Below are 25602 nucleotides of genomic sequence, written 5' to 3'. Positions count from 1 at the left end.
TACCAGCCCCCAACCTCTACCCAGACTTCAACACCATCCGCCTCTCACACCTGTGCCTGAACGTCACCAACCTCACCGCATCAAAAAACTTCTACTGCAATACTCTCGGTCTACAATGCACGGGGGATGACAACCGGACATCCCGGAAACGCTCTCTTTGGCGGAAGCCGTGAAAAACAGACATTGCCACTCGAAGCATTGGCTAAGACCATGCTTCGAGTGGCAGCGAAAGAGCGGAACGCGATGGCTCAGAATAGATCGACAAGGAGATAGCTATTGAACTGGGATGAATTCGCTCAATGGGGCAGCCGCATTTCCGATTGGAGTGCTGATTATCACAAAACCCTGCGGGATCGGCCGGTCCGTGCGCAGACTTCCCCGGGCGAGATCGCGGCACAATTGCCCAAAACACCTCCCGAAGATGCAGAGGCCATGGACACCATCCTGGCTGATTTCGAAGACATCGTGATGCCGGGCATGACACATTGGCAGCATCCGCGCTTTTTCGCATATTTTCCAGCCAATGCGGCGCCTCCGTCCATGCTTGCAGAGATGCTTGTCACGACAATCGCGGCGCAATGCATGCTCTGGCAAACCTCACCTGCGGCGACCGAGGTCGAGACCGTCATGGTCGATTGGTTGGGCCAGGCACTGGGGCTTCCCGAAGGATTTACCGGGGTTATTCAGGACAGCGCGTCCTCGGCGACATTATCGGCGGTTCTGACCATGCGTGAACGGGCCACCGGGTATTGTGGCAATCGAGATGGACTTTCTGGTACCGGCCAGCTTCGGATATATTGTTCAGATCAGGTTCATTCTTCCATTGATCGTGCATGTTGGGTGGCTGGTATCGGTCAGGCAAACCTTGTGAAGATCGGCACGCGTGGTGCGCGCCATGCAATGGATACAGCGGCTTTGAAAGAGGCAATCGCTGCGGACCGGGCGGCAGGACACATACCTGCGGGCATCATCGCGATTACCGGTGGCACGGGTGTCGGCGCCTGCGACGTGCTGGGGGCCATTCTGGCCGTCGCCAAAGAGGAAGACCTTTACACACATCTGGATGCTGCCTGGGCCGGTGCGGCAATGATATGCCCCGAAATACGGCAAGATTTTTGGGCAGATGTTGATGGTTTTGACAGCATCGTCTTCAACCCGCACAAATGGTTGGGTGCCCAGTTCGATTGTTCGGTTCAGTTTCTCAAAGACCCTAATCCCCAACTCAACACGCTCAAGATTGAACCTGAGTATCTGAAGACGACCGGGGCCAAGGTCACGAATTACTCTGAGTGGACAATACCGCTGGGACGGCGCTTCCGAGCGCTCAAAATCTGGTTCCTGATCCGGTCCTATGGGCTTGAGGGTCTGCGCAGTCGCATTCGCAACCATATCCAATGGAGCCGTGAGCTCTGCAATGCCCTGCGCGAGCTTCCCGGTTTCGAGATCGTGACAGAGCCGATCCTGAGCCTGTTTTCGTTTCGATGTCCGGGAAGTGACGATGATCAACAACGCCTGGTCGATGCGCTCAATGAAGATGGCCGGATTTATCTCACGCAAGGCGCGTTCAGTGGTCGAAAGATCATCCGATTTCAGGTGGGCCAGTTCGATACGACACGCGAAGACGTCATGCTTGCCCGACATGTCATCGAAGAGGTGTGGGAGAAAATCTCGCGTGGCTCATAACGCTCAGCGTGCATGGTAAAGCCTGAGCAGCTTCAAGATACGCGCCCCTGACTGTCTTCTCGCCGATTTGTTTTGCAAAAAGAGTTCGGCAAAACGGCCTGCTCCCTCAGGGGTCATCCCGACCGCGCTGCAAATTGCTACGCAAATGCCCGTCAACTCCCGGCGAGCAAACAGGCAGATTTCCCATCTGGCGTTGCCTCAAGGGACGGACGCGTTGTTTTGCAGGCATCGAACCGCTTGGGGCATCGGGATTGGAAGAGGCACCCCTGTTGTTGTTCGAGGGGGCTGGGTAAATCACCTTCCAGCACCTGAGGGGTGGATTTTGCCCGGGGGTCCGGGACCGGCACGGCAGAAAGCAACGCCTGACTGTAGGGGTGATGAGGCGCTTCGATCAACCGGCCCGCTGGTGCGGTTTCCATCATCCCTCCCAGATACATCACCAGGATATCATCCGAAATATGACGGACCACGCCCAGATCGTGGGCGACGAAGATGAGCGACAACGAGAGCTCGGATTGAAGGTCTTTGAGCAGATTGATCACTTGCGCCTGGATAGACACGTCAAGTGCCGACACAGGTTCATCACAGAGCAGAACGCGGGGCTTGGCGACAAGTGCGCGGGCGATGCCAATACGCTGACACTGTCCGCCCGAAAACTCATGCGGGAAGCGGTTGAATTGATGGTCGGCAATCCCGACGCGGTCCAGCATGTCACGAGCGGCGTTGGTGCGGTCGATCGAGGACAGATCAGGGCGGAAGTAGATCAGCGGTTCAGCAACAATTTCGCGGATCGTCATGCGCGGGTTCAGCGATGCAATAGGGTCCTGAAAGATCATCTGCAACTGGCGGCGCAGGTTTTGCAGCTTTGTCTTACTGCCATAGTCAATTGGTTGACCATCCAGGTGAACAGTCCCACCAGTCATCGGCGCAAGGCCGGCGATGGCGCGGATCAGGGTGGATTTGCCGCAACCGCTTTCGCCGACAATGCCGAGCGTTTTGCCGGGTTGCAGATCGAAACTGACGCCATTTACCGCGCGCACGATGCCCGGCGCAGACCAGGGCCAGGCCTTTGTCTGATTGACGCGGAACTCAACATGCACGTCCTTGACGGAGAGGATCGACGGATTCATGTCAGTTCCTCCACCGGTCGCAGGCAAGCGCGTTTGGAGTTGCCGCCATCAAGTTGGGGCAGCTTTTCAGCGCAATCGGTTACCGCATCAACGCAGCGCGGATGAAATGGGCAGGACGCAATCGCCCGGCGCTGGTTGGGCGGGCTGCCGGGGATTGCAAGTAGTTTGGCAGCCGGGTCTCCGATGTTGGGAACGGCGCGCAGCAACCCGCGGGTATAGGGGTGCCCCGGCTTTTCGAAAATCTCGAGCGTGGGGGCCTGCTCCATGATCCGCCCGCCATAAAGCACAAGTGTGTCCTCGCAAAAACCCGCAACAAGACCGAGGTCATGGGTGATCAGAACGATGGAAGTGCCCAGATCCCTTTGAATATCGTCCAGTAACTGCATGATCTGCGCCTGAACCGTAACATCAAGTGCTGTTGTCGGCTCATCTGCGAGGATCAGCTTTGGCTGGCACATCAGCGCCATAGCGATCACCACCCGTTGCCGCATGCCCCCCGAAAACTCATGCGCGTAGGATTTTAGCCGGTTCTTGGCGTCCGGAATGCGCACGGCGTCCATGACCTCCAGCGCGCGTTTGCGTGCGGTACTGCGGGATGCCCCCTCGTGCAGCTCGACAATCTCGCCCAACTGGCGTTCGATGGTCATATAGGGATTCAGGGAGCTCATCGGGTCCTGAAAAATGATACCGATTTCCCGGGCGCGGATATTGTTCAGCTCTGAGGTGGGCAGCTTCAGAAGGTTGGACCTGTCAAACAGGATTTCGCCTTCGGCTTGGGCATTGCGGGCCAAAAGCCCCATGATGGACAAGGCGATCTGGGATTTGCCCGAACCGCTTTCGCCGACCACTGCCAGTTTCTGACCGCGCGCGATGTCGAAACTGACATCGTTAACCGCGTGAACCATGCCGTCGCCGGTCCGGAAGCGGATGGAGAGGTTCCGGACGGACAGGAGTGGAGGTTTGGGATGAGGCGTCATCTTAGCGCTCCTTGGGGTCGAGCGCGTCGCGCAAGCCGTCACCGATGTAGAACAGGGATACCTGCGCGATGACGAAAAACATCGCAGGGAACATCAGCTGCCAGGTGGTTCCGAATGTCATCGTTCGGGCACCTTCAGAGATCAGCGCGCCCCAGGATGTGTTGGGTTCCTGAATGCCGACGCCGAGGAAGGACACGAGGCTTTCGGCCATGATGACCTCCGGGATCACCAGCGATGTATAGATCACGATCACCCACAGGATATTCGGCATCAGGTGTTTGAAAATGATTGCCATGTCGCTCATGCCCAGGAGACGCGCGGCGTCAACAAATTCGCGGTTCTTGAGCATCATCACCTGACCGCGCACGATGAGCAGCCCCGCTGTCCAGTTCACGAGGATGATCACCAGGATCATCTGCCCGAGCGAGCGGCCAAAGAAGGCCTGCCAGACAACGAAGAAGATGATGTAGGGAATGGAAATCCAGATGGTGTAGAAACCCAAGACCGTCTGGTCCAGTCTGCCGCCAAAATACCCTGAAAGCGCGCCCAGGATCGCGCCGAGGATAACTGCAGCAGGCCCGGCCACAAAACCTACGAGAAGTGAGGTGCGTGTGCCCTGCACGACGCGGGCATAGAGGTCGCGACCCAGTTCATCGACACCGAAGTAGTGACCATTTGTGAGGGAGGGACCACCTTCGGTTTTGACCTTGCCCAGAACCGACCAGTCAATTTCTTCATAGTTCCACTGCGCAAGGAGATGACCAAAGAGGGCGAAGAGGAAGAGACAAAACAGCATAAAGAGCGAGAAGACGGCCATGCGGTTGCGGAAGAACCGCAGGCGGGCGTCCGCCCAGAACGACCGGCTTGTGACCATTTCTTCCGCTGCGTCATCGGCGAAGGCACGGGAGTTGAGGCGCTTTCGGGCTTCCATCACATATTGCTCCGTACCTTTGGGTCGATCCAGGCGTAGAGCAGATCAAGCAGAAGGGTCAGGGTGAAGGTCAGCACGCTGTATAGAATAGCGAGACCCAGCAGGATCGAGTAATCGCGGCTATAGGCCCCATCAATGAAGTCCTGACCGATCCCGCCGGTGGAGAAGAAAACATCAATGAACACCGATCCGGTGATCATGTAGACGAAAACGGGGCCCATATAGGTAAGCGTTGGCAGTAGTGCCGGTTTGAGCGCGTGGCGGATGATGATCGTGCGTTCCGGCAGCCCTTTGGCGCGTGCTGTTCGGATGAAGGGCGAGCCGAGAACTTCCAACATGGACCCGCGCGTCAGACGCGCAACGCCGGCCATGTAGGAGGTGCCCAGAGCCACGGCGGGCATGATGACGTATTGCCATTGGCCGCCATTCCAGCCGCCGCCGGGCAGTAGCCCCCAGGAAAGCGTGAAAAGAAGGACCATCAGCGGCGCAAGAACGAAATTCGGGAAGATCTGGCTGAAGATAGCCAGTCCGGTCATGGTGTAGTCCCAGAAACTGTTGTGGCGCAGGGCCGCAATCACCCCCAAGGGAACGCCACAGACCAAGACGAAAACAGCAGACCAGAATCCGTAGGTCAGGGTGACCGGAAATCCCTGGGCGATGACGTCGTTCACCGTGCGATCTTTCTGTGAAAAGCTTGGTCCGAAATCGAAATGAAAGACGATGTTCTTGATGTAGGTCCACAGTTGAACGTGAAGGGGTTCGTCCAGACCATAGCGCTCCAACACATTGGCCATGACCGCTGCGGGCAGGGGGCGCTCAGACGTGAAAGGCCCCCCCGGTGCCAGGCGCATCAGATAGAAGGAAAAGATGATCAGAACCAACAGGATTGGTATGACCGTGAAAAGCCTGCGCAGCGTATAGTTCAGCATGGATGCCCCCGGAACCCTTGCCCGCGAGGCAGGCAAGGGTTGTTAGTGTCGTGTGAACTTGCGGATTACTCGGCGGCGACCTTGAAGAGGTCTTTGGAGTACCAGGTCTGTTCAACGTTATCGACCGGCCAACCCTGAATGGAAGCATTCAGCATCATGTTGGTCGAGTAGTGATAGATCGGGATGACCGGCATTTCGTCCGCAAGGATCTGTTCCACTTCGGTGTAAAGCGGTTGGGTATCCTGCGAAGATTTGGCCTCCACCATCAACTCATCCAGGCGGGCGTTGGCGAATTTACCGTCGTTGTAGCCGGAGGGGGTGGTCAGCAGATCAAGGAACGTCGAGGCTTCGTTGTAGTCGCCACACCAGGCGCCGCGCGCCATCTCAAAGTTCTGAGCGCCACGGTTTTCCAGGAACACTTTCCATTCCTGATTTTCCAGTGTCACGTTGATGCCCAGTTTTTGTTTCCACATCTGCGTTGCCACGATGGCAACCTGCTGGTGCGCCTCATTGGTGTTGTAGAGGTAGCTGAACGACAATTCCTTGCCACCTTCGCCATAGCCCGCTTCTTCCAGAAGCGCCTTGGCCTTCTCATCCCGCTCTGCCTGCGTCATGCCGGCATAATCCACACTGGGCACTTCAAAGTTCGCTGTCGCAGCGGGCGTAAAGGTATATGCCGGGAACTGACCGCCCTGCAGCACCTGATCCACAATCACGTTGCGGTCAATTGCGTAGGCCAATGCCTGTCGGACACGGACGTCTTTAAAAGCCTCCGGCCCGCTGTCCAGATTGAACGTGAAGTAATAGTTGCAAAGTCGCGGCAGTGCGTAAGCTTCTTGGGGGAACTCATCTTTTAGTGCAGGATACTGACCTGCGGGGATGTCGGTCTTATCCACTTCACCGGCGCGAAATCGCGTCAGCCCCTGTGCGTCGTCGCCAATCACCAGCGTGACGACCTTTTCAAGCACCGTGTCATCGGCGTTCCAGTAGTTGGTGTTAATCTCCCGAACAGACCGTTCCTTGGGGACATGTTCGGTCAGCACATAAGCGCCGTTCGACACCAGATTGCCGGGGCGTGTCCATTCCGCACCATGGGTGTCAATGGCCCATTTCGGCGAGGGGAAGGTTGTTGCGTGACTTACCATCTTGTCAAAGTAAGGCAGAGGTTGGCTGAGGTTGACGACCAGGGTGTGATCGTCGGTCGCGGATACACCGAGATCGGTGATCGGTTTTTCGCCAGCGATGATCTCGGCGCCATTGGCAATGGACATCAGCTCCATGTACCAGGCGTAAGGGGAGGCGAGTTCCGGGTCGACAGCGCGCTGCCAGGCGTAAACAAAGTCGCCCGCTGTCACCGGTTTACCGTCCGACCATTTGGCGTCTTTGCGCAGTTTGAAGGTATAGGTCATGTTGTCATCGCTGACCTCATGGCTCAATGCGACGCCGGGGACATTGTTGCCGTTGGCATCCTGATTGTAGAGACCCTCAAAGAGATCCCGAACAATCTCGGATCCGTAGGTATCCTCGACGACTTGCGGGTCAAATGATGAGAATTCATCCAGAACGCGGTAGGTAAAGGTCTGGTCCTGAGCAAGGTTGGTTCCTTCGGGCACATCGGCTGCAAAAACCGGGACCATCAGCGTGCTGGACATTAGGGCGGCAAGGCAAAGAGCGCGGCGTTTCATAGAGTTCTCCCTAGTTGAATTTTTTGAAGTGATACCCCACTAAAGTGCATGAATGCTGGAGAGTCAAAAGGCCATATCTTGACGTTGCGATAGTTTGCTTCTCCAGTCTCATCGAAACGGTGAGGTAAGATGTTGGCATCGATTTTATGGATGCTGGCGTATCTGCGCGGTCGCGTTCGAAGGTTTTTAACCAGCTGTTTTAAAGTGGTTTTCGCCCAATTGAGGGGGTCGGTCACTTAAGTCGGAATGCCAAGAAGGGCGCAGGTAAAACGGCAAGTCTGAGTATTGCAGCCAACAATCAGATTTCGCTAACATACTGTTTAATCAATCCGTTATATCCATTCTTCCGGCACATCTCGATCAAGCGGTCCTTGATCTCACGATTTTCAGCCAGTGGGTCAATTTCACTCGAAATTTCCAATTCGGCCGCAAGGAGCTGGGCAACAAAGGCCGCCATCCCCATTGGGCCGGCAATCTCTTGACCCATGGCCAGCGTTTTCTTGGCAGCATCGATCTGGTGCAGCCCGGCATATGCCTTGGCCAACGGGGCTGACAGGAAGGCCCGCAGCACGTCGATTTTGGCCACTTCACTGGTTTCTCTGGCAAACTCCAGACTAGCGCGACTCTTTTCGAAGTCGTTTTCCTGCAAGGCGAGGATGCCGACAGATATGGCATGATACGCCATATCATAGGGTTTCCCGGTGCCCTGCACGAGCTTTTCCATCCTGTCGCACACCGCGGCAGCGTCGTCGAATTTCCCCATGAGGCTTAAAGCATTCGCATGAGTGCCTGATCCCAGGACCGAGACTGTCCCATTGGTTCCGGTGGTCAGGCGATCATTTTCAGGTACGAAGAGGTATCCAAACTTGTCAGCGATTTGCGCGGATTTTTCAAACTCTCCCGTGAACCAATAGGCTTGACTCAGCGCAAATGCAGCCGTTGCGATGAAGCCCGGCGCACCGCTTTTGATCGCCGCATCAAGCTTCTCCTGGCCAATGGGTATGACTGCAGCGACATCCGACAGGATTGTCATCATGATCACGCGGTCAATACCAGCGCCAAGGGCAGATGCGTCATCGCCGATCCGGCGCGCGAGGATTTCAACTTCCCCGGTAATCTCCAGAATATGCGAAAAATCCGCCTTTGGCAGGTAGGCAATCCGCAGACCCTGGCGCGCCTGCATGTTCAAGGTGGCGATCTTTCGAGGATTGGTGTCGAGGCGGCCGGCACAGAAAATCGATCTGTTGAAATGCTTTATCCCATCATCGAGTGCTGCGCGCTCCAACGCTAGATGCCCGCAAACAATGTAGGCTTCGGCCGCTTCGGTCCAGCGTTGGGATTGCTCGGAATGAAAGGCTAGCGAACTCATGGTCGCAAGGTTGGTGACCCGGTTCATGCTCTCAATGATATCGACGAACAAGCCATGCAGATGGCGCAGTCGCCGCTTTGGCAAGGTAGAGTAGGCGACTTGCTGAATAAGCGCATGACGGAATTTTGCTGTCGGCGCGCTGACGTTCTCCAAAAGATCCAGCCGAGCGAGCGACAAGAGCGATCTGGTATCCTCCAGCCCCTCCCTGCGCAGCAGTTTCTTCAGCAGGTCTACCGAAAATTCGGTCCCGATAACCGCAGCGATCTGAAGCGTCTGCCGGTCTGCAGGGCTCAACTCATCAATACGTTGAGCGATGAGTGGCTGGACCGTGTCCGGTACCTTGAAATTCTGCCCCGCCGAACCGTCCGCCGAAATGCCCGTCGCTTTGAGATTGCGAACGACCTCTTCGATGAACAATGGCGTGCGACCGCAAATTTCTTCGACGAATGTGCTGAGATCGGCCTTGCCGCTGTCATGGCTGAGCAGGTTATTGATGAGATTGCGACTGGACTGGTCATCTAAAGGTCCAAGAAAAAGGTGCTGAATGACCTGGTCCATTTCCTGTGGGATGCCATCGAGCGTTCGCGAGGTTAGAACCAGCATCAGCTGATACTCCGGTGCCGCACGGATCAGTTCGAGGCACAAGGACAACGTGTATTGGTCAGCCCAGTGCATGTCCTCGAAAATGATGACAAGCGGCTTCTTTGCTGCCATCCCGGTGATGACCGCAACCAATGCCTCCACGATGGCGTCTTGGCGGGCTTTTGGCCCCAGTGCCGTCCACGCAGGATCATCGCTTGCGGCATGGAGAATGGACTGCAATGCGTTTGAATGTCTGCGAAACAGGGCTGATGCGCCATCAAGGTAGCTGCTTACTGCCTTTTTGATTTCCTCGGGATTATCCGAAGATGAAAGACCGAGGAATAGTTTGATCGCGCGCGTCACCGGGGCGTAAGCGACTTGTTTGTCAAGCGCCGTCGCGCTCACACCAAGCACTTGGGCGGTCGTGAAATTTACCGAATCCGTGAATTCGTGGACAAGGCGCGATTTCCCGATCCCGGCTTCGCCAATGACCGCAACGGAAGATCCCGACCCCGCCAGACTTGCGCTCCAGGCCTGCCCCAGCTGTTCCAGGTCCGCCTCTCGACCCATGAAAGGCGACAAGCCCTGGCCAATGCGGATCTTCCATCTCGAGATCGCTTGATCGCGGTCAATAATCTCAAAGAGCGGTAGTGGTTGATCGACGCCACTGATAACGGCGTTTCCCGCTGGCCGGCTGTGAAACATCTCTCCTACGGTATCGACAACAGTTCGGGACACGGTGACGGTATTCGTGCGCGCAGCAGATTGTATCTTGTCGGCTAAATGAACGACCGGACCGGTCAGCGTCAGCTCATCGAAATTTGTATGGGACAAACTGCCAAACAGCACAGGACCACTGTGAATGCCAACCCGGATGTCCACGCGATCAGACTTCATTGCCGACACCCGTTCGATGACCGCCAGCCCGGCTTCGACCGCCCGGATACAGTGGTTTTCATCCGCTGCAGGAAAACCGAAAACAGCCAGAGCACCATCGCCGACAAACCGCATGGAGGCACCAAATTCTTCACAGGTATCCATGATCATCTCAACCGCTGGCCCCAGCCGGTCGAGTGCCTCTTCCGGATCAAGGTTCTCGATAAGCGCCGTCGACTGGACGATGTCGATGAAAGCAATTGTGCAGATTTTCCGCTCGCGCGCCTCGATCTGCATATTGCGCTTTCGCGGTCCTGACGATTTCGGGCGTTGCGACACGATTTCCCTCCGGGTCGGCACTAGCGGTATGGGTCAAAAACAGCGCGTTACTCTTTAATTGCCCGGCAAAAAACCCGAACACGATCATAGCAGTTTGGCCGTCTCACTCGCAAACCCGATCGTTAACATTCCTTAACTACTAGGAAGTAATGGGTTTGAACTATGGGTGGAACCCCTATTGACGATGAAGAGGTTAACAATGTTAACTGTTTTGGCAGAGCACTTAGACTTCATTTCTCCAGGGGATAATTTATGGCCGACAATGAGCACACACACGGTGACAAGCATCTGACGCTCGAGGATGTTCAACTGATTATCGGACGGGCAATGGTGGATGAAAGCTTTCGTTCCGAATTTACGCGCGCACCCAAAGAAACGTTGAAAAAGCTGCATATCAGCGCGACAGTTGGCGGCAAGGAAGACGAAAAGACAATGAAGTTGATCAATGCTCTCGCGGAAGCATTCAGCGACAAATGTTCGGGTGCAACACTTCAGGAAGCACTTGAAAACATTAGGAACTCCTACCTTCAATCAACTGATGGGGTTATCCGCCCCCGTTGCGGCTGATCGTCGTGAGACCAGGTTGAACGGATGTGGAACCGGTCGGACCCGGCGAGGGTCCACCTGGTCTCATTACCATTCACATCATTGCAGTACCCAAACCTGGGAGCCAGCCTTTTGGGGACGGCGCTCAAGGAACGCGGAGTCGATTGCGCGATCGACTATTTCGCCTTCGACTTCGCAGAAGCGATAGGTATCGATGCTTATCTTTTTCTCTCGCATGAGAAGTTCTATCAGGCGTTTTTGGGCGAATGGGTGTTTTCACCCCTGGTTTTCGAGCGTCCTGAATCGCTTGACATGGAATACCTGACGGATGTCTTGCCGGATTTCGCCGATCCACTCGAAGCCTTGCTTTTGACGAACTCCGCTTTGGCCGCAAGAAAAGCGGTGAGAGGGTTCATTGAAAACTGCGCAGATCAGATCGCGGAAAACGCGCCTGAAATCGTTGGCGTGACCACTTCGTTCCAACAGAATATGGCATCTATTGCATTCGCAAAGGCGCTCAAACAACGGGCCCCGGATACGACAATTGTATTTGGCGGAGCAAATTGCGAGGCCGAGCTGGGCCAGCATCTACTGGACCGCTTCGACTTTATAGATGCGGTTTGCAACGGTGAAGGGGATGTTTCATTTCCAACATTTGTCGAGCGTTTCTCTCTCGCAAAACCGCTCCCCGAGGTTCCGGGCATCACAACCAGAAACGGCAGCTCGTCGCGGCAACAAGGTGGGCTTGTCCAAGCACTCGATGACCTTCCCACGCCGGATTTTTCTGAATTCTATGCCCGGTTTGACAAAACGCCTGGGCTCGATGAGCTTTTGCAACCAGCGCCGACAATCGAAACATCGCGAGGCTGTTGGTGGGGCGCCAAACATCACTGCACATTCTGCGGCCTCAACGGAAATTCCATGGCCTACCGAAGTAAGTCTCCTGACCGCGCGTTTGCGGAATTCCAGACCCAGGCGGAAAAATATGGTCCGGATTTTGTCGTCGTGGATAATATTCTGGACTACGCCTATTTCGATAGTCTTTTGCCGATGCTGCGGGACGCTCCGACCCCGTTTCTGATGCACTATGAAGTGAAATCGAATCTTTTTCCGAAACATATCAAGGCGATGGCTGAAGCGGGTGTCCGCAAGATTCAGCCGGGTATAGAAACTCTCGACAGTCAGATTTTGCGATTGATGAAGAAGGGTGTGACCGCTCAGCAAAACGTTCAAACACTAAAGCTTTGTGCGCAGGCTGGGATTTTTGTGGATTGGGGGTTTATCTTCGGTTTTCCGGGCGAAAACCCGAAAAGCTATGATCAAATGGCCGAGCTCATACCTTATTTGCATCACCTGCAACCACCAACTGCCTTTGGGCCGGTGCGTGCAGATCGGTTCAGCCCTTACTTCACCCGCCCTTCAGATCATGGCATTCAGCTGGCCCCGGCTAAGCCATATAAGTACATTTATGCAGGCGTCGGCGATGAGCTGAGCAAGTTCAGCTATCATCATCAGATGTTTGGTGGCGATATTGACGATGCGACCGAGTATACCGAACCTGCGAAAGAAGCTGTAAAAAAATGGATGTCGTGTCATTCGGACGCCCGGTTCTACATTGACGATGATAATGCCACTCAGATGACCTTGGTGGACAGCCGCATAGGCAAGGAAGAGAAGCGGTGGCGATTGAGTGTCCTGGAGACGGAAATCGTCCGCCTGAGTGCCTGTATCATTGCCAGGGACCGTGTCGCGGACAAACTGGCGCACGGGTTTTCGGCATCGCAGGTGGAAGTCACGATTGGGAAACTTCTTGAAGATGGCGTGCTTTTGAAGGAACGCAATTCGATCCTGGCTTTGCCTTTGCAACCGGGTCTCTACCGGCAAGCGCCAACCTGGCCAGAGATCAGGGCGGAGGTTTTTCAAGCTGACCTTGAAGGGGTCCAATAGGGCTAGGTTGGTGTCAGATAACAGATGATGCCTGTCAAATCAGCGACGGTATCATCTATAGACCAAACCATGGTCGTTTGGGGGGAGCGGGCTTATCGGTGACTTGAGCACGCTGTAGGATTTCACCGGACACCATTCACGCACAAAAGCACGCGACATTGAGCGTTACGACCAGATTATTTTGGGGAGAAATATGCCGGATCTGCTGCGAAAACCGATTGGAGCTTCTGGTCAAGCCCATAACATCACGCCGCAAGCAGCTGGTTGGCGGTATGTCGGCTTTGCACTTCACCAGCTTTCGGCAGGTGACATCGTGTCGGAACACACGAATGACCGAGAGGTCATATTGGTTCTGGTGGAGGGTAAGGCAGAATTGACAGCAAATGGTGTTGATTTCGGTGAAATGGGGGATCGGATGGAGGTCTTCGAAAAGACGCCGCCGCATTGCCACTATGTTCCCGACCATAGCCAGTGGCAGGTCACCGCCACAACCAGGCTCACCCTGGCAGTTTGTTCCGCACCGGGTCTGGGCGGGCACAAAGCGCAACGTCTGGGCCCTGACGGGATCGCTCTGACGCAACGCGGCATTGATCAAAACACACGATTTATCAACAATATCGCGATGGAAGACCGCGATGTTGCGGACAGCCTTCTGGTCACGGAGGTGTTCACGCCGAGCGGAAACTGGTCCAGCTATCCAAGCCATCGCCATGACGAAGATAACTTCCCGCAGATGACTTATCTGGAAGAAACCTACTATCACCGCCTCAATCCGCCTCAGGGATTTGGCGTTCAGCGCGTCTACACAGAAGATGGGGATTTGGATGAAACCATGACGGTCAAGAATGGTGATGTCGTTCTGGTGCCCAGAGGACATCATCCCTGTGCCGCGGGCTACGGGTACGAGCTATATTATTTCAACGTGATGGCGGGTCCGCTGCGAAAATGGCGTTTTCAGAACGATCCGGCCCACGACTGGATCGCACAACGTGATGCAGCCCAGGAGCGCACGGGCTAGGTTTCACCATTCTTCCGGCCTTTGTCGGGTCTCTACGCGACCCGTTTGCCCTGGCTCCACACGGCGCTCAATATGGGTGTATCTTCGATCTTGCCAAAGAGTATCAAATCGGCGCGTTTCCCAATCTCCAGCGATCCTCTGTCAGAGAGGCCGACGCTTTTGGCGGGGTTGCGTGTGACTGTCGCTATGCCAGCGGGCATATCGTCCCAGATTGTGGCCAGGCGGAGGGCACCCTGAAGCAACGCGGCTGGCACGTAGTCTGAGGAAAGGATGTCGAGGCGATTTCGCTGAGCCAGGTCCCCGGCTGCCACATTGCCTGAATGTGATCCTCCGCGCACCAGATTTGGCGCGCCCATAATCGTTGCAATGCCAGCGGCGTAGCAGGCGTCTGCTGCTTCGAGCGTGGTTGGGAATTCCGCAATCGATACCCCCCGGTCCCGGCTGTGATCAACTTGCTGCACAGTTGTATCGTCATGGCTTGCAAGTGTCGCACCATACCGGTTTGCCGCGGCCACAGCTGCCGCTTCATGTTTGGTGCCAAACTGCTCCTGTAGCCCGTAGAGGAACTCTACGTAGTCGCCAAAACCATCGCGTGACAGACCATTTTTGCCGCAGACGTAATCCTCGAACTTCTGCAAATCCCTGAATTGGCGCTGCCCCGGCGTGTGGTCCATCAAAGACACGATGCCAATCTTGTCGGCTGGGCCAAATTCGTTCAGCTCTTCCTCAAGCGTTTCAGAACATATTTCTGCTCTCAGGTGAATATGATGACTGATTTTCAGAACCCCCGCGTCGCGCATCTCCAGAATCTCGTCTGCCATGGAGCGGGCGTATTTTCCAAACCGACGCTTGCTGTTTTCGGAGATAATCGACCCCGCCCGGATGGCGTCAAAGACCGTTGTAATTCCCGTGCCTGCAAGCTCGCGATCATGCGCGACGATCGCAGCCTTATGGGGCCAATCGACCTTTGGGCGCGGCTGCATATGACGCTCCAGGTTGTCAGTATGGAGTTCGATAAGGCCCGGTGCCAGAAATTGATCCTGACAGTCAATCGCGCCTTTTGGTATTGAACTACCCTGATCCATATCGACGATTGCCCCATCTCGGACGATAAGCGACCCGCGGATCACGTCATCGGGCAGGATCAACCTTGCATTCGCGAAAATCTGGTTACTGGTCATGTTGCATTTCGCCTGTCTGATGAGGGGTTGTGGCACTCGCGTAGAGCAGATCGCGTGCGCGGCTGACCGTTTCCGCCAAGGCGCCGGAATTGTCCAGAACGGTGACTTCGATACCGGGAGGTATTGGCTTATCGGCTCTTGCCAGGCGACGCGAAATTTCCGTTGGAATTTCGCGGCCTCGCTTTTTAAGCCGTTTCTCAAGAATGTCCGGGCGGGCCACCAACGCAAGGGTGCTGAAACTCTCGAAGCGGCGCGATGCCTGTACCAAGGCGCCTCGAGAAAGGTTGGCCAGAACATCGAAGCCATTTTTCAAATCGATATCGACGCCGACGGGGATGCCGTACGCCAAACCATGGGCTTGCCATGACAGCGCGAATGCTCCGGCGGCCTGACGTCTGTGAAACTCGTCCGGGATCACACCATCGAAGACTTCGCCGCCTGAATCGCCGGGTCGCGTGATCACCCGCCGCGCCAGCCGGAGACGTGGTTCAACCCTTGCAAAAGCTTGCATGAAACTGTCCTTGCCAACACCCGAGGGACCGACCACAGCGATGAAGCGGCCCGTCATGATGCTGATACCGGCGCGAATTCTGCGACATCGATCTGGCGATCACAAACCCTTTCCCGAGCCGCTTTATCATGGAAGATACCAACGATTGCAGCCCCGCGATCTTTGGCTTCTTCGATCAGTTCCAATACAGTTTCGCGATTGCTGGCATCGAGACTGGCCGTGGGTTCGTCCAGTAGCAGGGCGGGGAATGCGTAGGCGAAACCACGGGCAATGTTGATACGCTGCTGTTCGCCGCCTGAAAACGTTGTGGGGCTCAGATGCCACAGCGTTCGTGGAATGCGCAGTTTCGTCAGGAGCATTTCGACCTGATGCCGCGCAGCCTCCGGGGGCGTTCCGGTCCGCAGCAACGGCTCGGCCACGACGTCAATGGTCGGCACACGCGGAACCACTCGCAAAAACTGACTGACGTACCCCAGGGTGTTGCGCCGCAGTTCCAGTATCTGGCGCGGATTGGCTTGAGCCACATCCGTGTCCCCGATCAGAATGGTTCCGGAGGCCGCAAGATAATTGCCATAAAGCATCCGCATCAGGGTCGACTTGCCTGACCCGGATGATCCCGTAAGTCCGATGCATTCGCCTGGCTCGACCCTTAGTCGGGCGTTCTCCATCACCGGAATGACCGCACTGCCTTGATGGTGCAACGTGAATGATTTCGAGACATTTTCAACGGAGATCATTTGGGTCACACCTGCAATACTGAAGAAACGAGGAGTTGGGAGTAAGGGTGTTGCGGGTCATCCAGCACCTGATCGGTCAGACCGGTTTCGACAACATGACCATCCTTCATGACCATCAGGCGATCCGCCAGCAATCGAACGACGGCGAGATCATGGGTCACGATGATGGCGCTGAGGTTCATCTCTCTTACCAGACCTCGCAAGAGATCAAGCAATCGCGCCTGCACGCTCACATCCAATCCACCGGTGGGTTCATCCATGAACACCAAGCGGGGGCCGGTGACCAGATTTCGGGCAATCTGGAGCCGCTGCTGCATTCCGCCTGAAAACGCTGTGGGCCGATCGTCAATGCGGTCCTCGTGGATTTCCACGCGCCCCAACCAATCTGCTGCTGCCATCCGAATGTCGCCGTAGTGGCGGGCACCCACGGCCATCAATCGTTCCCCGACGTTCCCGCCTGCACTGACATTCATTCGCAATCCGTCACGGGCATGTTGGTGCACAAAGGCCCAATCCGTCCGGCCCAGCATGCGGCGCTCCGGCTCGTTCATCGTGATTGTGTCACGCAAGCCCTCTGCCCGGGTGTCGAACCAAACCGCACCGGTGTCTGGGGCGAGATGCCCCGCAAGGCAGTTGAGAAGGGTGGATTTTCCTGAACCGGATTCACCTACGATGCCCATGACTTCACCGGGGTAGAGATCGAAGGATACGCCCGCACAACCTACGCGTTTCCTGTAGAACTTCGCGACGTCTTCAACTTTCAGCAACGGCGTCATGTCGCGGACCCTTCAAACACGGTTCCTTTGATGCCAACATGGCCTTGTCTACGCCGGGAGGCGCAATAATCCGTGTCGGAACACATGAACATCCGGCTCCCCTGATCATCCGTGATCAACTCGTCGAGATAGCTGTTTTCAGCCGCGCAGAGATCGCAGGCATGATCGGCCTTCGTTGGTTCAAACGGATGATCCTCAAAGTCCAGAGAGACAACTTTCGTGTAGGGAGGAATGGCGTAGATGCGCTGTTCGCGACCCGCGCCAAACAGTTGAATTGCGGCCATTTCCAGTTTCGGGTTGTCGAATTTCGGGATGGGCGAGGGGTCCATGACATAGCGCCCCTCGACCTTGACCGGGTAGGCATAGGCTGTCGCGATTGCGCCGTGTTGCGATATGTCTTCATAGAGTTTGACATGCATCAGCCCGTATTCTTCAAGCCCGTGCATCTTGCGGGTCTCAACTTCGGAAGGTTCCAGAAACCTGAGAGGTTCCGGGATCGGGACCTGATAGACGATGATCTGGTCTTCCCGCAGCCGCTCTTCCGGTATGCGGTGTCTGGTCTGAATGACACTCGCGTCACCGGTGGCTTCGGTGACGGAGACAGCGGCAGTTTTCTCGAAAAAACGTCGAATGGAAACAGCGTTCGTTGTGTCGTCCGCACCCTGGTCAATTACTTTGAACGTATCGGCGGGCGTCAGTATCGCTGCGGATACCTGAACGCCGCCTGTGCCCCATCCATAGGGCATGGGCATTTCACGGCTGGCAAAGGGCACCTGATATCCCGGAATGGCCAATCCCTTGAGGATGGCACGGCGGATCATGCGTTTGGTCTGCTCGTCCAGATAGGCGAAGTTGTATTCGCTCATTGTGCAGCCTCCTGTGCCTCGGCGGTGGCTTCGCGGCGCAGCTTGCGGATCAGTTCCAGCTCGGACTGAAAATCCACATAATGCGGTAATTTGATGTGTTCCAGAAATCCGGTCGCCTGAATATTGTCTGCGTGATAGAGCACAAATTCCTCGTCTTGCGCAGGCGCGCCGACAAAGTCTTCGCCAAGTTCCTTCCACCGCAAAGCCCGATCCACCAGGGCCATCGAAATTGCCTTGCGCTCCGACATTCCGAAGACAAGCCCATAGCCGCGGGTAAACTGCGGCGGTTCGGTCTTTGATCCTTTGAATTGATTGACCGTTTCGCATTCGGTGATTTCGATTTCGCCAATCTCAACGGCGAACCCAAGTTCGGGGATTTCCATTTCCACGGGGACGATGCCGATCCGCAATTCCGCCACAAAAGCATGATTGCGCGCATAGCCGCGCTGGGTGGAATAGGCCATGCCAAGGATGAACCCTTCGTCGCCACGGGCCAGCGATTGCAGACGCAGCGCCCGGGTGGCGGGAAGCTCCAGCGGCGCGCGTGTCAGGTCAGGCGGGTGCGTGTCGTCAAAGGGTTCGGTCTGAACCAGGTCTTCCCGGTTGAGAAAATCCATGATGTGGGGTGTCGCGTCTTGTCGGTTCAGGACTTCGGTGGCATCGGGCACTTCACCCTCGGCGGCCAGTTTGAAATCCAGCAGTCGATGAGTGTAGTCGAAGGTCGGCCCCAAGATCTGTCCGCCGGGGGCATCCTTGAAGGTTGCAGAGATGCGGCGATCGCAGGTCATGTTGTCGGTGGCGATGGGAAGCGCCCCGCCAAAGCGCGGCAAGGTTGTCCGGTAGGCGCGGATCAGGAAGATTGCCTCGATGAGGTCGCCGCGCGCCTGCTTGATCGCCAATGCGGCGAGGTCAGGATCAAAAAGGGACCCTTCGGCCATGACGCGATTGACGGCGAGGGCCAGTTGTTCGCGGATTTGTTCGACCGATATTTCAGCAATCGCGGTGTCCCCGCGTCGTTCTTCGGCCAGCCAGGCATGGGCATTGTCGATGGCCCGTTCACCACCTTTGACTGCGACATACATCAAGACACCTTTGTCGTGCGTGGCAGGGCCGCAAGGCGGTTACCGTGCGTGAAATAGAAATCAAGACCGAGCGGAAAAAGTTGAGCATTCGTCACGAACACCTCCGTCTCCGGCAAGGACAATGTTCGGCTATTCTTGATCCCCGGGCCACGCAGTACAAAGCCTTGCGCGCGCAACTCTTCGACTTCAACGATCAGGGTGGTTGAGCGGTCGGGATATTCTGCGGTGCCGATGGGAAAGGACGCAATCGGCAAGTCTTTCCAGACACCAACCGCGAATTGCGCATCACCAGCGCTGGCAAAGGGCGCACCGGTATGAAACGTGATCCAGTCACGCACCGGATCAATGTCAAAGCCGGGTGCCAGGAACAGGGGTGTCTCAGGGTCGCAGAGCGTCAGCAAAATGGTTCCTGCCGCTATGGAAAGTGGCGCAGGAGGTGCAGCGCCTGATACGTCGAGGATTTCGCCGGGGCGTGCCATCGCGGTCATGATCTGGCGAAAGGCCTGCGCGCTTTGAATGGGGCCATCCACGAAGCCGCCGGACAATGCCAGACCGTTCATGTATCTTCTCCCCGGACCATGGTGAAAAAATCTACCTTGGTCGCTGCGGCTTTTGCGGATCGGCGGGCGCGCTTTTCTTCATGCCGCGCCCGCAGGGGGGCGACGATCATCCGCTGCACCTGTGGCGCTGCGGCCGTCTGCAACAAGGCATCTATCATCGCTGCCTGAAGCGCTTTCTTCTTGTCACGGCCCTGAATATACCCATGCCCGGTTTCGCCCGATGCCAGTTGCACCGAGCACCGCGTGACAGTCATTTCGCCCAAATTAAAAGCAGCACCGGTCGCCCCTGTGCGCCCACGGACCATGACGCTCCCCACTTCTGGTGCCCGCAAAACACTGTGCTCGGGGTTCTTGTTATATGTTGCCCAAAGCTCTGACAGGTGGCTTGATGAGGCTTTCGCCAACAGGCTGATCCAGACTTTGCGATCTGAATGCGGGGGCGTGGAATTGACCATCTAGACACCTTGCAGATTTGTCTATTTATATATACAACTAGACAACTTTTATCCGAAGACGACGAACTCTGCAATCCCAACTTCATGAAAGTTCCGTGACACTGATGGTTCGAACACCGATCTGGAAATCAATTGCAACGACGCTGACGGCCGAGATTGCGCAGGGGCATTATGCACCCGGTGAAAAGCTCCCAACCGAGGCGAACCTTGCCGCGAGATTTGGCGTGAACCGTCATACGGTACGTCATGCGCTGGGCTCACTGGTTTCCGAAGGGCTGGTCCACACCCGCCGAGGGGCCGGTGCCTTTGTCGCACAAAGACCAACAGATTACCCTATCGGTCGCCGTGTCAGGTTCCACCAAAATTTGGCGGCGGCGGGGCGGGTTCCAGCAAAAGAGGTGCTGACACTGCTATCTCGCTCTGCTGGTCCGCGCGAATGTGAGGCGTTGAACCTTTCTGCAGGGGATGAGGTTCACGTCTACGAAGGGCTTTCACTCGCAGATGGTCAGCCGATTGCGCTGTTCAGAAGTGTTTTCCCCCGTACCCCATTCCCGGACTTGTTGAAAGATCTCAATGAAACCAAATCGGTGACCGCGGCGCTGGAGCGCGTCGGTATTGAGGATTATATCCGCGTCTCCACACGCCTGACGGCCAAGCAGGCCAATGCCACGCAAGCCTTGCATTTGCGGATCAGCGAAGGCGCGCCCATCCTTCGGACGGTTGGCATAAATGCCGATCTTTCAGGCCGACCGGTTGAGTATGGGCATACCTGGTTTGCGGGAGACCGCGTGACCTTGACTGTTTCGGATGTGTAAAAGGTCGCCACCATCCTGGCAGGCTTTTGTGGCTCAATAGTCAGCGCCATCGCCTTTTATCAGCTTGGCGCGCAGCCAGCCGGAAAACGTATCCATCGCCATGACCATCAGGATGATCAGGACGATGTAGTAGGACACTTCCTCCCAGTCTTTTTGTGTGATGATGGCCTGTGTCAGCAATAACCCGATGCCACCACCGGTAATCGCTCCAATGATCGTGGCTGACCGCGTATTGCTCTCCAGATAGTAAAGAATCTGACTGAGAAAAACCGGGGTGATCTGGGGGATCACGCCAAACCGGTACCGCTGCAAGGGCTTGGCGCCGGTGGAGGTTACGCCCTCGATTTGCTTTGCCTCAACGTTTTCCAATGCTTCTGAGAATATCTTCCCGAAAGTGCCGGTATCGGTCAGCAAGATGGCCAATGATCCGGTCAAGGGGCCGGGCCCGAATGCGCGGCTTAGAACAATGGTCCAGATCAGCCCGTCGACGCCCCGTAGAAAGTCGAACACGCGTCGTGCCGCGAACCGCAAGGCACCAAGTGGTGTAAAGTTCTTTGCCGCCAGGAACCCCAGAGGCAGCGCGATGATGGCGGCGCCGAAGGTCCCCAGAAACGCCATCAATACAGTTTCCAATAGCGCCCAGGCCACATCGCCGTGACGCCACATCTTGTTATCCCAGAAAGCCCGCAAGATATCGCCGTAGTCTCCGGTGGCGACAAGTTGTTTCAGGCTCATGCCATGATAGGGGCTGTCCAAGGTGAAAAAGAACAACTCCCAGCCCGCGAAGTAACGAAACACTTCAGCGCGGTTGCGGGTTACCGTCAGGCGGCCGGCATCGGTTTTGATGGCAAGGCGGTTTTTTGAAACGTTGATCCAACCCGGCAGATTGTCTGTCGGGAAAACGGCATTGATCCCGTCCTTGTCTGGCTGGGCAGCGATGCGGCCAAAATTGGGGATGTCATAAGTGATCTGCTGTCCAAAAACCACAACATGGCCGTTGCCTAGGTCGATCACCGTCTCGTCGCCCAAGACAACCCATTCGGGGCTTTTTCCAGCTGGATAGCGGCCTTTGCGCTCGCCTTCGATGGCGATTTCTATGTCGCCCGAACGATTGTTCCGCGCGACATGTGTCTTGTAGCTGTAAACATCCGAGAGCAGGACTTTCACGTTCGGGATACTGACCCTTTCTCTCAGTCCAGCGATGTCAAAGGTGAAAAAGACATAGACCAGATAGCCGATGATCGCCGCCGGAACCATCATCGCCTTGATGCGTTTGCGCAGCAGATAGGAAGCAACCTGATATTCAAGCATGTCGGATTTCATGATGTAAGGGCCCGTTCCTGTCTGCCAAATGCCAGGTGGTTGCGCACAACGCTCGAAATCTGATCCACTACAATGATCGTTGCGAACAGCAGCAGGAAGATCGCCGCAGCCTCATCGAACTTGCCTTGTCCCCAAGACATGGTGTTGCGCAGGTCGTAGCCGATACCGCCGGCCCCAACAAACCCCAGAATGGCCGACGCGCGAATGTTGATTTCGAATCGCAGCAAAGCGTAACTCAGATAGTTGGGCGCCACCTGGGGAATGACCCCCAAACACATGCGCTGCATCCAGTTTGCCCCCACTGAGGCCAGCCCTTCGACGGGTTTCAGGGAGGCGTTTTCGTTGACTTCCGAAAACAGTTTACCCAAAGCGCCAATGGTGTGCAGTGCAATGGCGATCATCGCAGGTACCGGGCCGCCGCCGAGCAGAAAAATCAGCACCAGAGCCACGACGATTTCCGGAATGGCGCGGAGAATGTCCAGCAGGCGCCGTATCGGGCCGATCAGGCGCACCGCCGGTGCAAGCCTTCGCGTGGCCAGCAAAGACAGCCCCAGGGCCATCAGGGCACCCACCAATGTAGCCGCAGCAGCAATATTCACGGTTTCGATCAAGGAGCGCGCGTATTTTGCAAAGTAACCGGGAAGCAGGTGCTTCCGATCCCATGCTTCACCGACAACGTCGGTTGGAAAATCGAGGATGTTGGGAAGGCCCTGCCAGAAGCCGCCTGCATTTCGCGCATTGGCGGTCTGAAAACCGGCAAGAAGCAATGACACGAAAACAATCAAGAGAATGCCGTTCAAAAGGCGTTTCTGTCGCATCGCCGCGAGGTAGTTCGCTTGGATCTCGATCCGGGTGTCAGTCATTTGGCGCGGCCTTCAACGAAGGCAGATCCCGCTCTTGCATGGAGGGGATCTGCGGGTCGTTCTGAAACAGAGATGTCAGTTGGATTTCGCTTTACGCGCTTCGACGATGGAGACATATGCCTCGTGCGTAATCGGATCAAAGCCCAGGCTGTCACCCGCCGCGACGCCGTAGGCGCAATCTGCATCGGCCTCATACAAACCATCGACAAGCTCAGTCATTGTGGCTCTTACATCAGTGGGCAAGGCCTTGCGCAGGACAACCGGACCTTCCGGGATCGGCTTGGACCGCCAGATTTCGATAAGATCGTTCATATCAATCAGCCCGGCATCCACTGCCTTGCGCAAAGCACCCGAGTTGTAGCCATCTTCCCAGTCACCCTGACCGTCCGCCCAAGTGACGCCACCGCTCACGTCGCCGCCATTCACCGCAACGATGGTCTGTTCGTGACCGCCTGTAAATTTCACTTCGCCGAAGTAATCACCTGACGTCATGGTTGCGCCCGTCTTTTGCGGGATTTCGATGGAGGGGATCAGGTAACCGGACGTGGAATTTGGATCGCCAAATCCGAATGTCTTGCCTTTGAGGTCACTCAGCGAGGTAATACCACTGTCCTTGCGGGCAAATCCGATCGAATGGTATCCATAGGACCCATCCAAATTGATCTTGACCAGAACCGGTTCAACGGCATCAGGATCTTGAATGTGAACTGCAGCATAAGATGACGCGCCCAGCCAGGCCATGTCCAGCGTGCCGCCCAACAGACCCTGAATGACGCCATTGTAGTCGGCGGGCGCAAAGAGCTTGGTCTCAACCCCCAGCGCTTCCTTGGTATAATCCGCCAGGCATTGGTAGCTGTTTAACCGATCCTGCGCGTTTTCGCCGCCAAGAATGCCGATGCGAAATTCGGATATTGCATCACCATCTGCCATGGCGGTCGAAGCGGTGACTGTAATCGTCAGCACTGTTGTGAAAATCTTCTTCATTCGTGGTCTCCAACAAATAGCAATGCCGCCGGTGGCGGAAGGTTCAGGCATATTCTCTTTCGAGGGTTTCGATTTCGGTGGATGTTGCTGCTTCGGAAAACGACGCGTCCGCGCCGTAAATGTCTCGCGCCACTCCGGCCGTCAGTTGCGCAGGTGTGCCGTCAAATACGATCCTGCCGTCCCGCATGCCCAGAATCCTGTCACAGTAGCGCCGAGCCGTATCGAGCGTGTGCAGGTTTGCGATGATCATGCGACCATCTTCTTCGTGGATACGCCGCAGGCTTTGCATCACCAGTTGCGCATTCATCGGGTCAAGACTGGCAATTGGCTCGTCGGCAAGAATGATCCTGGGGTCCTGCATCAGCGCGCGCGCGATGGCGACGCGTTGTTGTTGCCCCCCGGACAAGGCTTCAGCCCGTTTTGGGCTGTGTTGCGCGATCCCCAGGCGATCCAGAATACCAATGGCTCTTTGAACGTCTGATGCCGGATACATGTTGAACAAGGTCGCGAGCGTGGAACGGCGGTTCAACGTGCCATGCAGGACATTCGAGACAACATCCATCCGGGGCACCAGATTGAATTGCTGAAAGATCATCGCGCATTGTGACTGCCAATGCCGTACCGACGCACCTTTCAGGGTTGTGATGTCTTTTCCTTCAAAGCTGATTTGACCTGACGTCGCATCTGACAGCCGGTTCAGCATTCTCAGAAGGGTGGATTTTCCGGCGCCCGAGCGCCCGATGATGCCGATCATGGCAGGCTTTGCCACCGTCAGGGATACCGAGTTTACGGCAGTGTTCCGGCTGAATGTCTTTGTCAGGTCTGAAACTTCGAGCATGCCGATCCTCGCGATTTGATGCGGGTCTGACAGGCGTAGTTCTCAGATTTGTATCAGACCGGCGAAAGTTCTGTGACGGTTTGCCTGGTGATGGAGAAGACATTAATCTGGCTTTTCCTGCTCTCGTGACTGCAACGTCAGGTCGGAAAATTGTGCTATGGATGATAAACTTGGTGCATCACCAACGACATCAGGTGCGAAAAGCACAGGAGGGTCATTTGAGCGTCCAAGGATTTGTTCGATTGCCAAGAGGCAGTGCGACGATTTCCGGTGAGCTGGTCGTTGCTGTAGAAGACGTGTCCTTTGCGGATGCGGAGGCACAGGTGCTGACAGAGTTCAGCACCCTGATCAGTCAGGGGGATTGGCAAATTTCTGACGCGGGGTATTCCTTTGAGTTTGAGATTGAGGTTCCTGATGACCGAACCAGCTACCGCAGACTGGTGCTAAGCGCGCGGGTTTATTGCGGAGGCCGCAACGCTCTGACCGCCGGTGATGCCTTGACCATAGACTCGCAACCTTTGCCCGAAAGTGAATTGCAGACTGTTGCGCTCGACCTAAAAATTCTTTGAATGTTCTCGTTTGTCGTGTACCCTTTAACC

The 25602-nt window shown here is 55.9% G+C and carries 25 protein-coding genes; 7 read left to right on the top strand and 18 right to left on the bottom strand.

Annotated features, from left to right (window positions below; genetic code table 11):
* Window positions 1-35 precede the first annotated feature (35 nt).
* A complete protein-coding gene (locus ACOTTU_RS12300) occupies window positions 36-173 on the top strand; it encodes a VOC family protein (RefSeq protein ID WP_425658369.1) in 138 nt (45 codons plus the stop codon).
* A 103-nt stretch (window positions 174-276) separates the two neighbouring features.
* Window positions 277-1683, top strand: coding sequence for a pyridoxal phosphate-dependent decarboxylase family protein (locus tag ACOTTU_RS12295; protein WP_425658337.1), 1407 nt, complete (start codon window positions 277-279; stop codon window positions 1681-1683).
* Window positions 1684-1835: 152 nt separating this feature from the next.
* On the opposite strand, the gene ACOTTU_RS12290 is transcribed toward ACOTTU_RS12295, so the two are convergent.
* The 6 genes from ACOTTU_RS12290 to ACOTTU_RS12265 all read right to left on the bottom strand — a co-directional run bounded on the left by ACOTTU_RS12290 (window position 1836) and on the right by ACOTTU_RS12265 (window position 10501).
* A complete protein-coding gene (locus tag ACOTTU_RS12290; RefSeq protein ID WP_425658335.1) occupies window positions 1836-2813 on the bottom strand; it encodes an ABC transporter ATP-binding protein in 978 nt (325 codons plus the stop codon).
* Window positions 2810-3790: an ABC transporter ATP-binding protein gene (locus ACOTTU_RS12285; protein ID WP_425658333.1), complete on the bottom strand. Its 981-nt coding sequence runs from the start codon at window positions 3788-3790 to the stop codon at window positions 2810-2812. The genes ACOTTU_RS12290 and ACOTTU_RS12285 overlap by 4 nt, the downstream gene beginning before the upstream one ends.
* Window position 3791: 1 nt before the next feature.
* Window positions 3792-4721 (bottom strand): ABC transporter permease, encoded by a 930-nt coding sequence (locus tag ACOTTU_RS12280; protein WP_425658331.1) that lies wholly within the window; start codon window positions 4719-4721, stop codon window positions 3792-3794.
* Window positions 4721-5650, bottom strand: coding sequence for an ABC transporter permease subunit (locus ACOTTU_RS12275; RefSeq protein WP_298919628.1), 930 nt, complete (start codon window positions 5648-5650; stop codon window positions 4721-4723). Before ACOTTU_RS12275 ends, ACOTTU_RS12280 begins: the two co-directional genes overlap by 1 nt.
* 65 nt (window positions 5651-5715) lie before the next feature.
* Window positions 5716-7335: a peptide ABC transporter substrate-binding protein gene (locus ACOTTU_RS12270; protein ID WP_425658329.1), complete on the bottom strand. Its 1620-nt coding sequence runs from the start codon at window positions 7333-7335 to the stop codon at window positions 5716-5718.
* A gap of 298 nt (window positions 7336-7633) precedes the next feature.
* Window positions 7634-10501 (bottom strand): ATP-binding protein, encoded by a 2868-nt coding sequence (locus ACOTTU_RS12265; RefSeq protein WP_425658327.1) that lies wholly within the window; start codon window positions 10499-10501, stop codon window positions 7634-7636.
* A 252-nt stretch (window positions 10502-10753) separates the two neighbouring features.
* On the opposite strand from ACOTTU_RS12265, the gene ACOTTU_RS12260 reads away from it, so the two are divergent.
* The 3 genes from ACOTTU_RS12260 (at window position 10754) to iolB (ending at window position 14012) form a co-directional block, all read left to right on the top strand.
* Complete coding sequence (locus tag ACOTTU_RS12260) at window positions 10754-11068, top strand: hypothetical protein (RefSeq protein ID WP_298919622.1); 315 nt, start codon at window positions 10754-10756, stop codon at window positions 11066-11068.
* A 24-nt stretch (window positions 11069-11092) separates the two neighbouring features.
* Window positions 11093-12994 carry a RiPP maturation radical SAM C-methyltransferase gene (locus tag ACOTTU_RS12255; RefSeq protein ID WP_425658325.1) on the top strand — a complete coding sequence of 634 codons (1902 nt, stop codon included), beginning with the start codon at window positions 11093-11095 and terminating at the stop codon, window positions 12992-12994.
* 193 nt (window positions 12995-13187) lie between these two features.
* Entirely contained in the window at window positions 13188-14012 is an 825-nt protein-coding gene (iolB, locus tag ACOTTU_RS12250; protein ID WP_425658323.1) for a 5-deoxy-glucuronate isomerase, read from the top strand.
* A gap of 32 nt (window positions 14013-14044) precedes the next feature.
* Here the strand turns inward: iolB and ACOTTU_RS12245 are convergent, their stop codons facing one another.
* Genes ACOTTU_RS12245 through phnG form a run of 8 tightly spaced genes read right to left on the bottom strand, consistent with a single transcriptional unit; the run spans window position 14045 to window position 20180 of the window.
* Window positions 14045-15193: an alpha-D-ribose 1-methylphosphonate 5-triphosphate diphosphatase gene (locus ACOTTU_RS12245; RefSeq protein WP_425658322.1), complete on the bottom strand. Its 1149-nt coding sequence runs from the start codon at window positions 15191-15193 to the stop codon at window positions 14045-14047.
* Window positions 15183-15761, bottom strand: a complete 579-nt coding sequence (gene phnN / locus ACOTTU_RS12240; protein WP_425658320.1) for a phosphonate metabolism protein/1,5-bisphosphokinase (PRPP-forming) PhnN — start codon at window positions 15759-15761, stop codon at window positions 15183-15185. The genes ACOTTU_RS12245 and phnN overlap by 11 nt, the downstream gene beginning before the upstream one ends.
* Window positions 15758-16441 (bottom strand): phosphonate C-P lyase system protein PhnL, encoded by a 684-nt coding sequence (gene phnL / locus ACOTTU_RS12235; RefSeq protein WP_425658318.1) that lies wholly within the window; start codon window positions 16439-16441, stop codon window positions 15758-15760. Before phnL ends, phnN begins: the two co-directional genes overlap by 4 nt.
* A gap of 5 nt (window positions 16442-16446) precedes the next feature.
* Entirely contained in the window at window positions 16447-17217 is a 771-nt protein-coding gene (gene phnK, locus ACOTTU_RS12230; RefSeq protein WP_425658316.1) for a phosphonate C-P lyase system protein PhnK, read from the bottom strand.
* Window positions 17214-18083, bottom strand: coding sequence for an alpha-D-ribose 1-methylphosphonate 5-phosphate C-P-lyase PhnJ (locus tag ACOTTU_RS12225; protein WP_425658314.1), 870 nt, complete (start codon window positions 18081-18083; stop codon window positions 17214-17216). The genes phnK and ACOTTU_RS12225 overlap by 4 nt, the downstream gene beginning before the upstream one ends.
* The gene (locus ACOTTU_RS12220; protein ID WP_425658367.1) at window positions 18080-19165 is read right to left on the bottom strand and encodes a carbon-phosphorus lyase complex subunit PhnI; all 1086 of its coding nucleotides are present in this window, start codon (window positions 19163-19165) and stop codon (window positions 18080-18082) included. The genes ACOTTU_RS12225 and ACOTTU_RS12220 overlap by 4 nt, the downstream gene beginning before the upstream one ends.
* On the bottom strand, window positions 19165-19725 hold the full coding sequence (phnH, locus tag ACOTTU_RS12215; RefSeq protein WP_425658312.1) for a phosphonate C-P lyase system protein PhnH: 561 nt from the start codon (window positions 19723-19725) through the stop codon (window positions 19165-19167). Before phnH ends, ACOTTU_RS12220 begins: the two co-directional genes overlap by 1 nt.
* A complete protein-coding gene (gene phnG / locus ACOTTU_RS12210; RefSeq protein WP_425658310.1) occupies window positions 19722-20180 on the bottom strand; it encodes a phosphonate C-P lyase system protein PhnG in 459 nt (152 codons plus the stop codon). Before phnG ends, phnH begins: the two co-directional genes overlap by 4 nt.
* A 104-nt stretch (window positions 20181-20284) precedes the next feature.
* On the opposite strand from phnG, the gene phnF reads away from it, so the two are divergent.
* Window positions 20285-20995, top strand: coding sequence for a phosphonate metabolism transcriptional regulator PhnF (phnF, locus tag ACOTTU_RS12205; protein WP_425658365.1), 711 nt, complete (start codon window positions 20285-20287; stop codon window positions 20993-20995).
* 33 nt (window positions 20996-21028) lie between these two features.
* Here phnF and phnE (ACOTTU_RS12200) read toward each other — a convergent pair whose 3' ends face one another.
* The 4 genes from phnE (ACOTTU_RS12200) to phnC form a co-directional block, all read right to left on the bottom strand.
* Window positions 21029-22318 carry a phosphonate ABC transporter, permease protein PhnE gene (gene phnE / locus ACOTTU_RS12200; RefSeq protein WP_425658308.1) on the bottom strand — a complete coding sequence of 430 codons (1290 nt, stop codon included), beginning with the start codon at window positions 22316-22318 and terminating at the stop codon, window positions 21029-21031.
* Window positions 22315-23181: a phosphonate ABC transporter, permease protein PhnE gene (gene phnE / locus ACOTTU_RS12195; protein ID WP_425658306.1), complete on the bottom strand. Its 867-nt coding sequence runs from the start codon at window positions 23179-23181 to the stop codon at window positions 22315-22317. Before phnE (ACOTTU_RS12195) ends, phnE (ACOTTU_RS12200) begins: the two co-directional genes overlap by 4 nt.
* A 75-nt stretch (window positions 23182-23256) precedes the next feature.
* Window positions 23257-24165 carry a phosphonate ABC transporter substrate-binding protein gene (phnD, locus tag ACOTTU_RS12190; protein WP_425658304.1) on the bottom strand — a complete coding sequence of 303 codons (909 nt, stop codon included), beginning with the start codon at window positions 24163-24165 and terminating at the stop codon, window positions 23257-23259.
* Window positions 24166-24208: 43 nt separating this feature from the next.
* Complete coding sequence (gene phnC / locus ACOTTU_RS12185; RefSeq protein WP_425658302.1) at window positions 24209-25003, bottom strand: phosphonate ABC transporter ATP-binding protein; 795 nt, start codon at window positions 25001-25003, stop codon at window positions 24209-24211.
* A gap of 218 nt (window positions 25004-25221) precedes the next feature.
* On the opposite strand from phnC, the gene ACOTTU_RS12180 reads away from it, so the two are divergent.
* The gene (locus ACOTTU_RS12180) at window positions 25222-25572 is read left to right on the top strand and encodes a YbaY family lipoprotein (RefSeq protein WP_425658300.1); all 351 of its coding nucleotides are present in this window, start codon (window positions 25222-25224) and stop codon (window positions 25570-25572) included.
* Window positions 25573-25602: the final 30 nt, after the last annotated feature.

This window comes from Roseobacter sp. EG26 (genome assembly GCF_049830555.1).
Lineage (GTDB): Bacteria > Pseudomonadota > Alphaproteobacteria > Rhodobacterales > Rhodobacteraceae > Roseobacter.
Note: the sequence above shows the minus strand (reverse complement) of the source record. Positions and strands in the feature narration are given on the sequence as shown.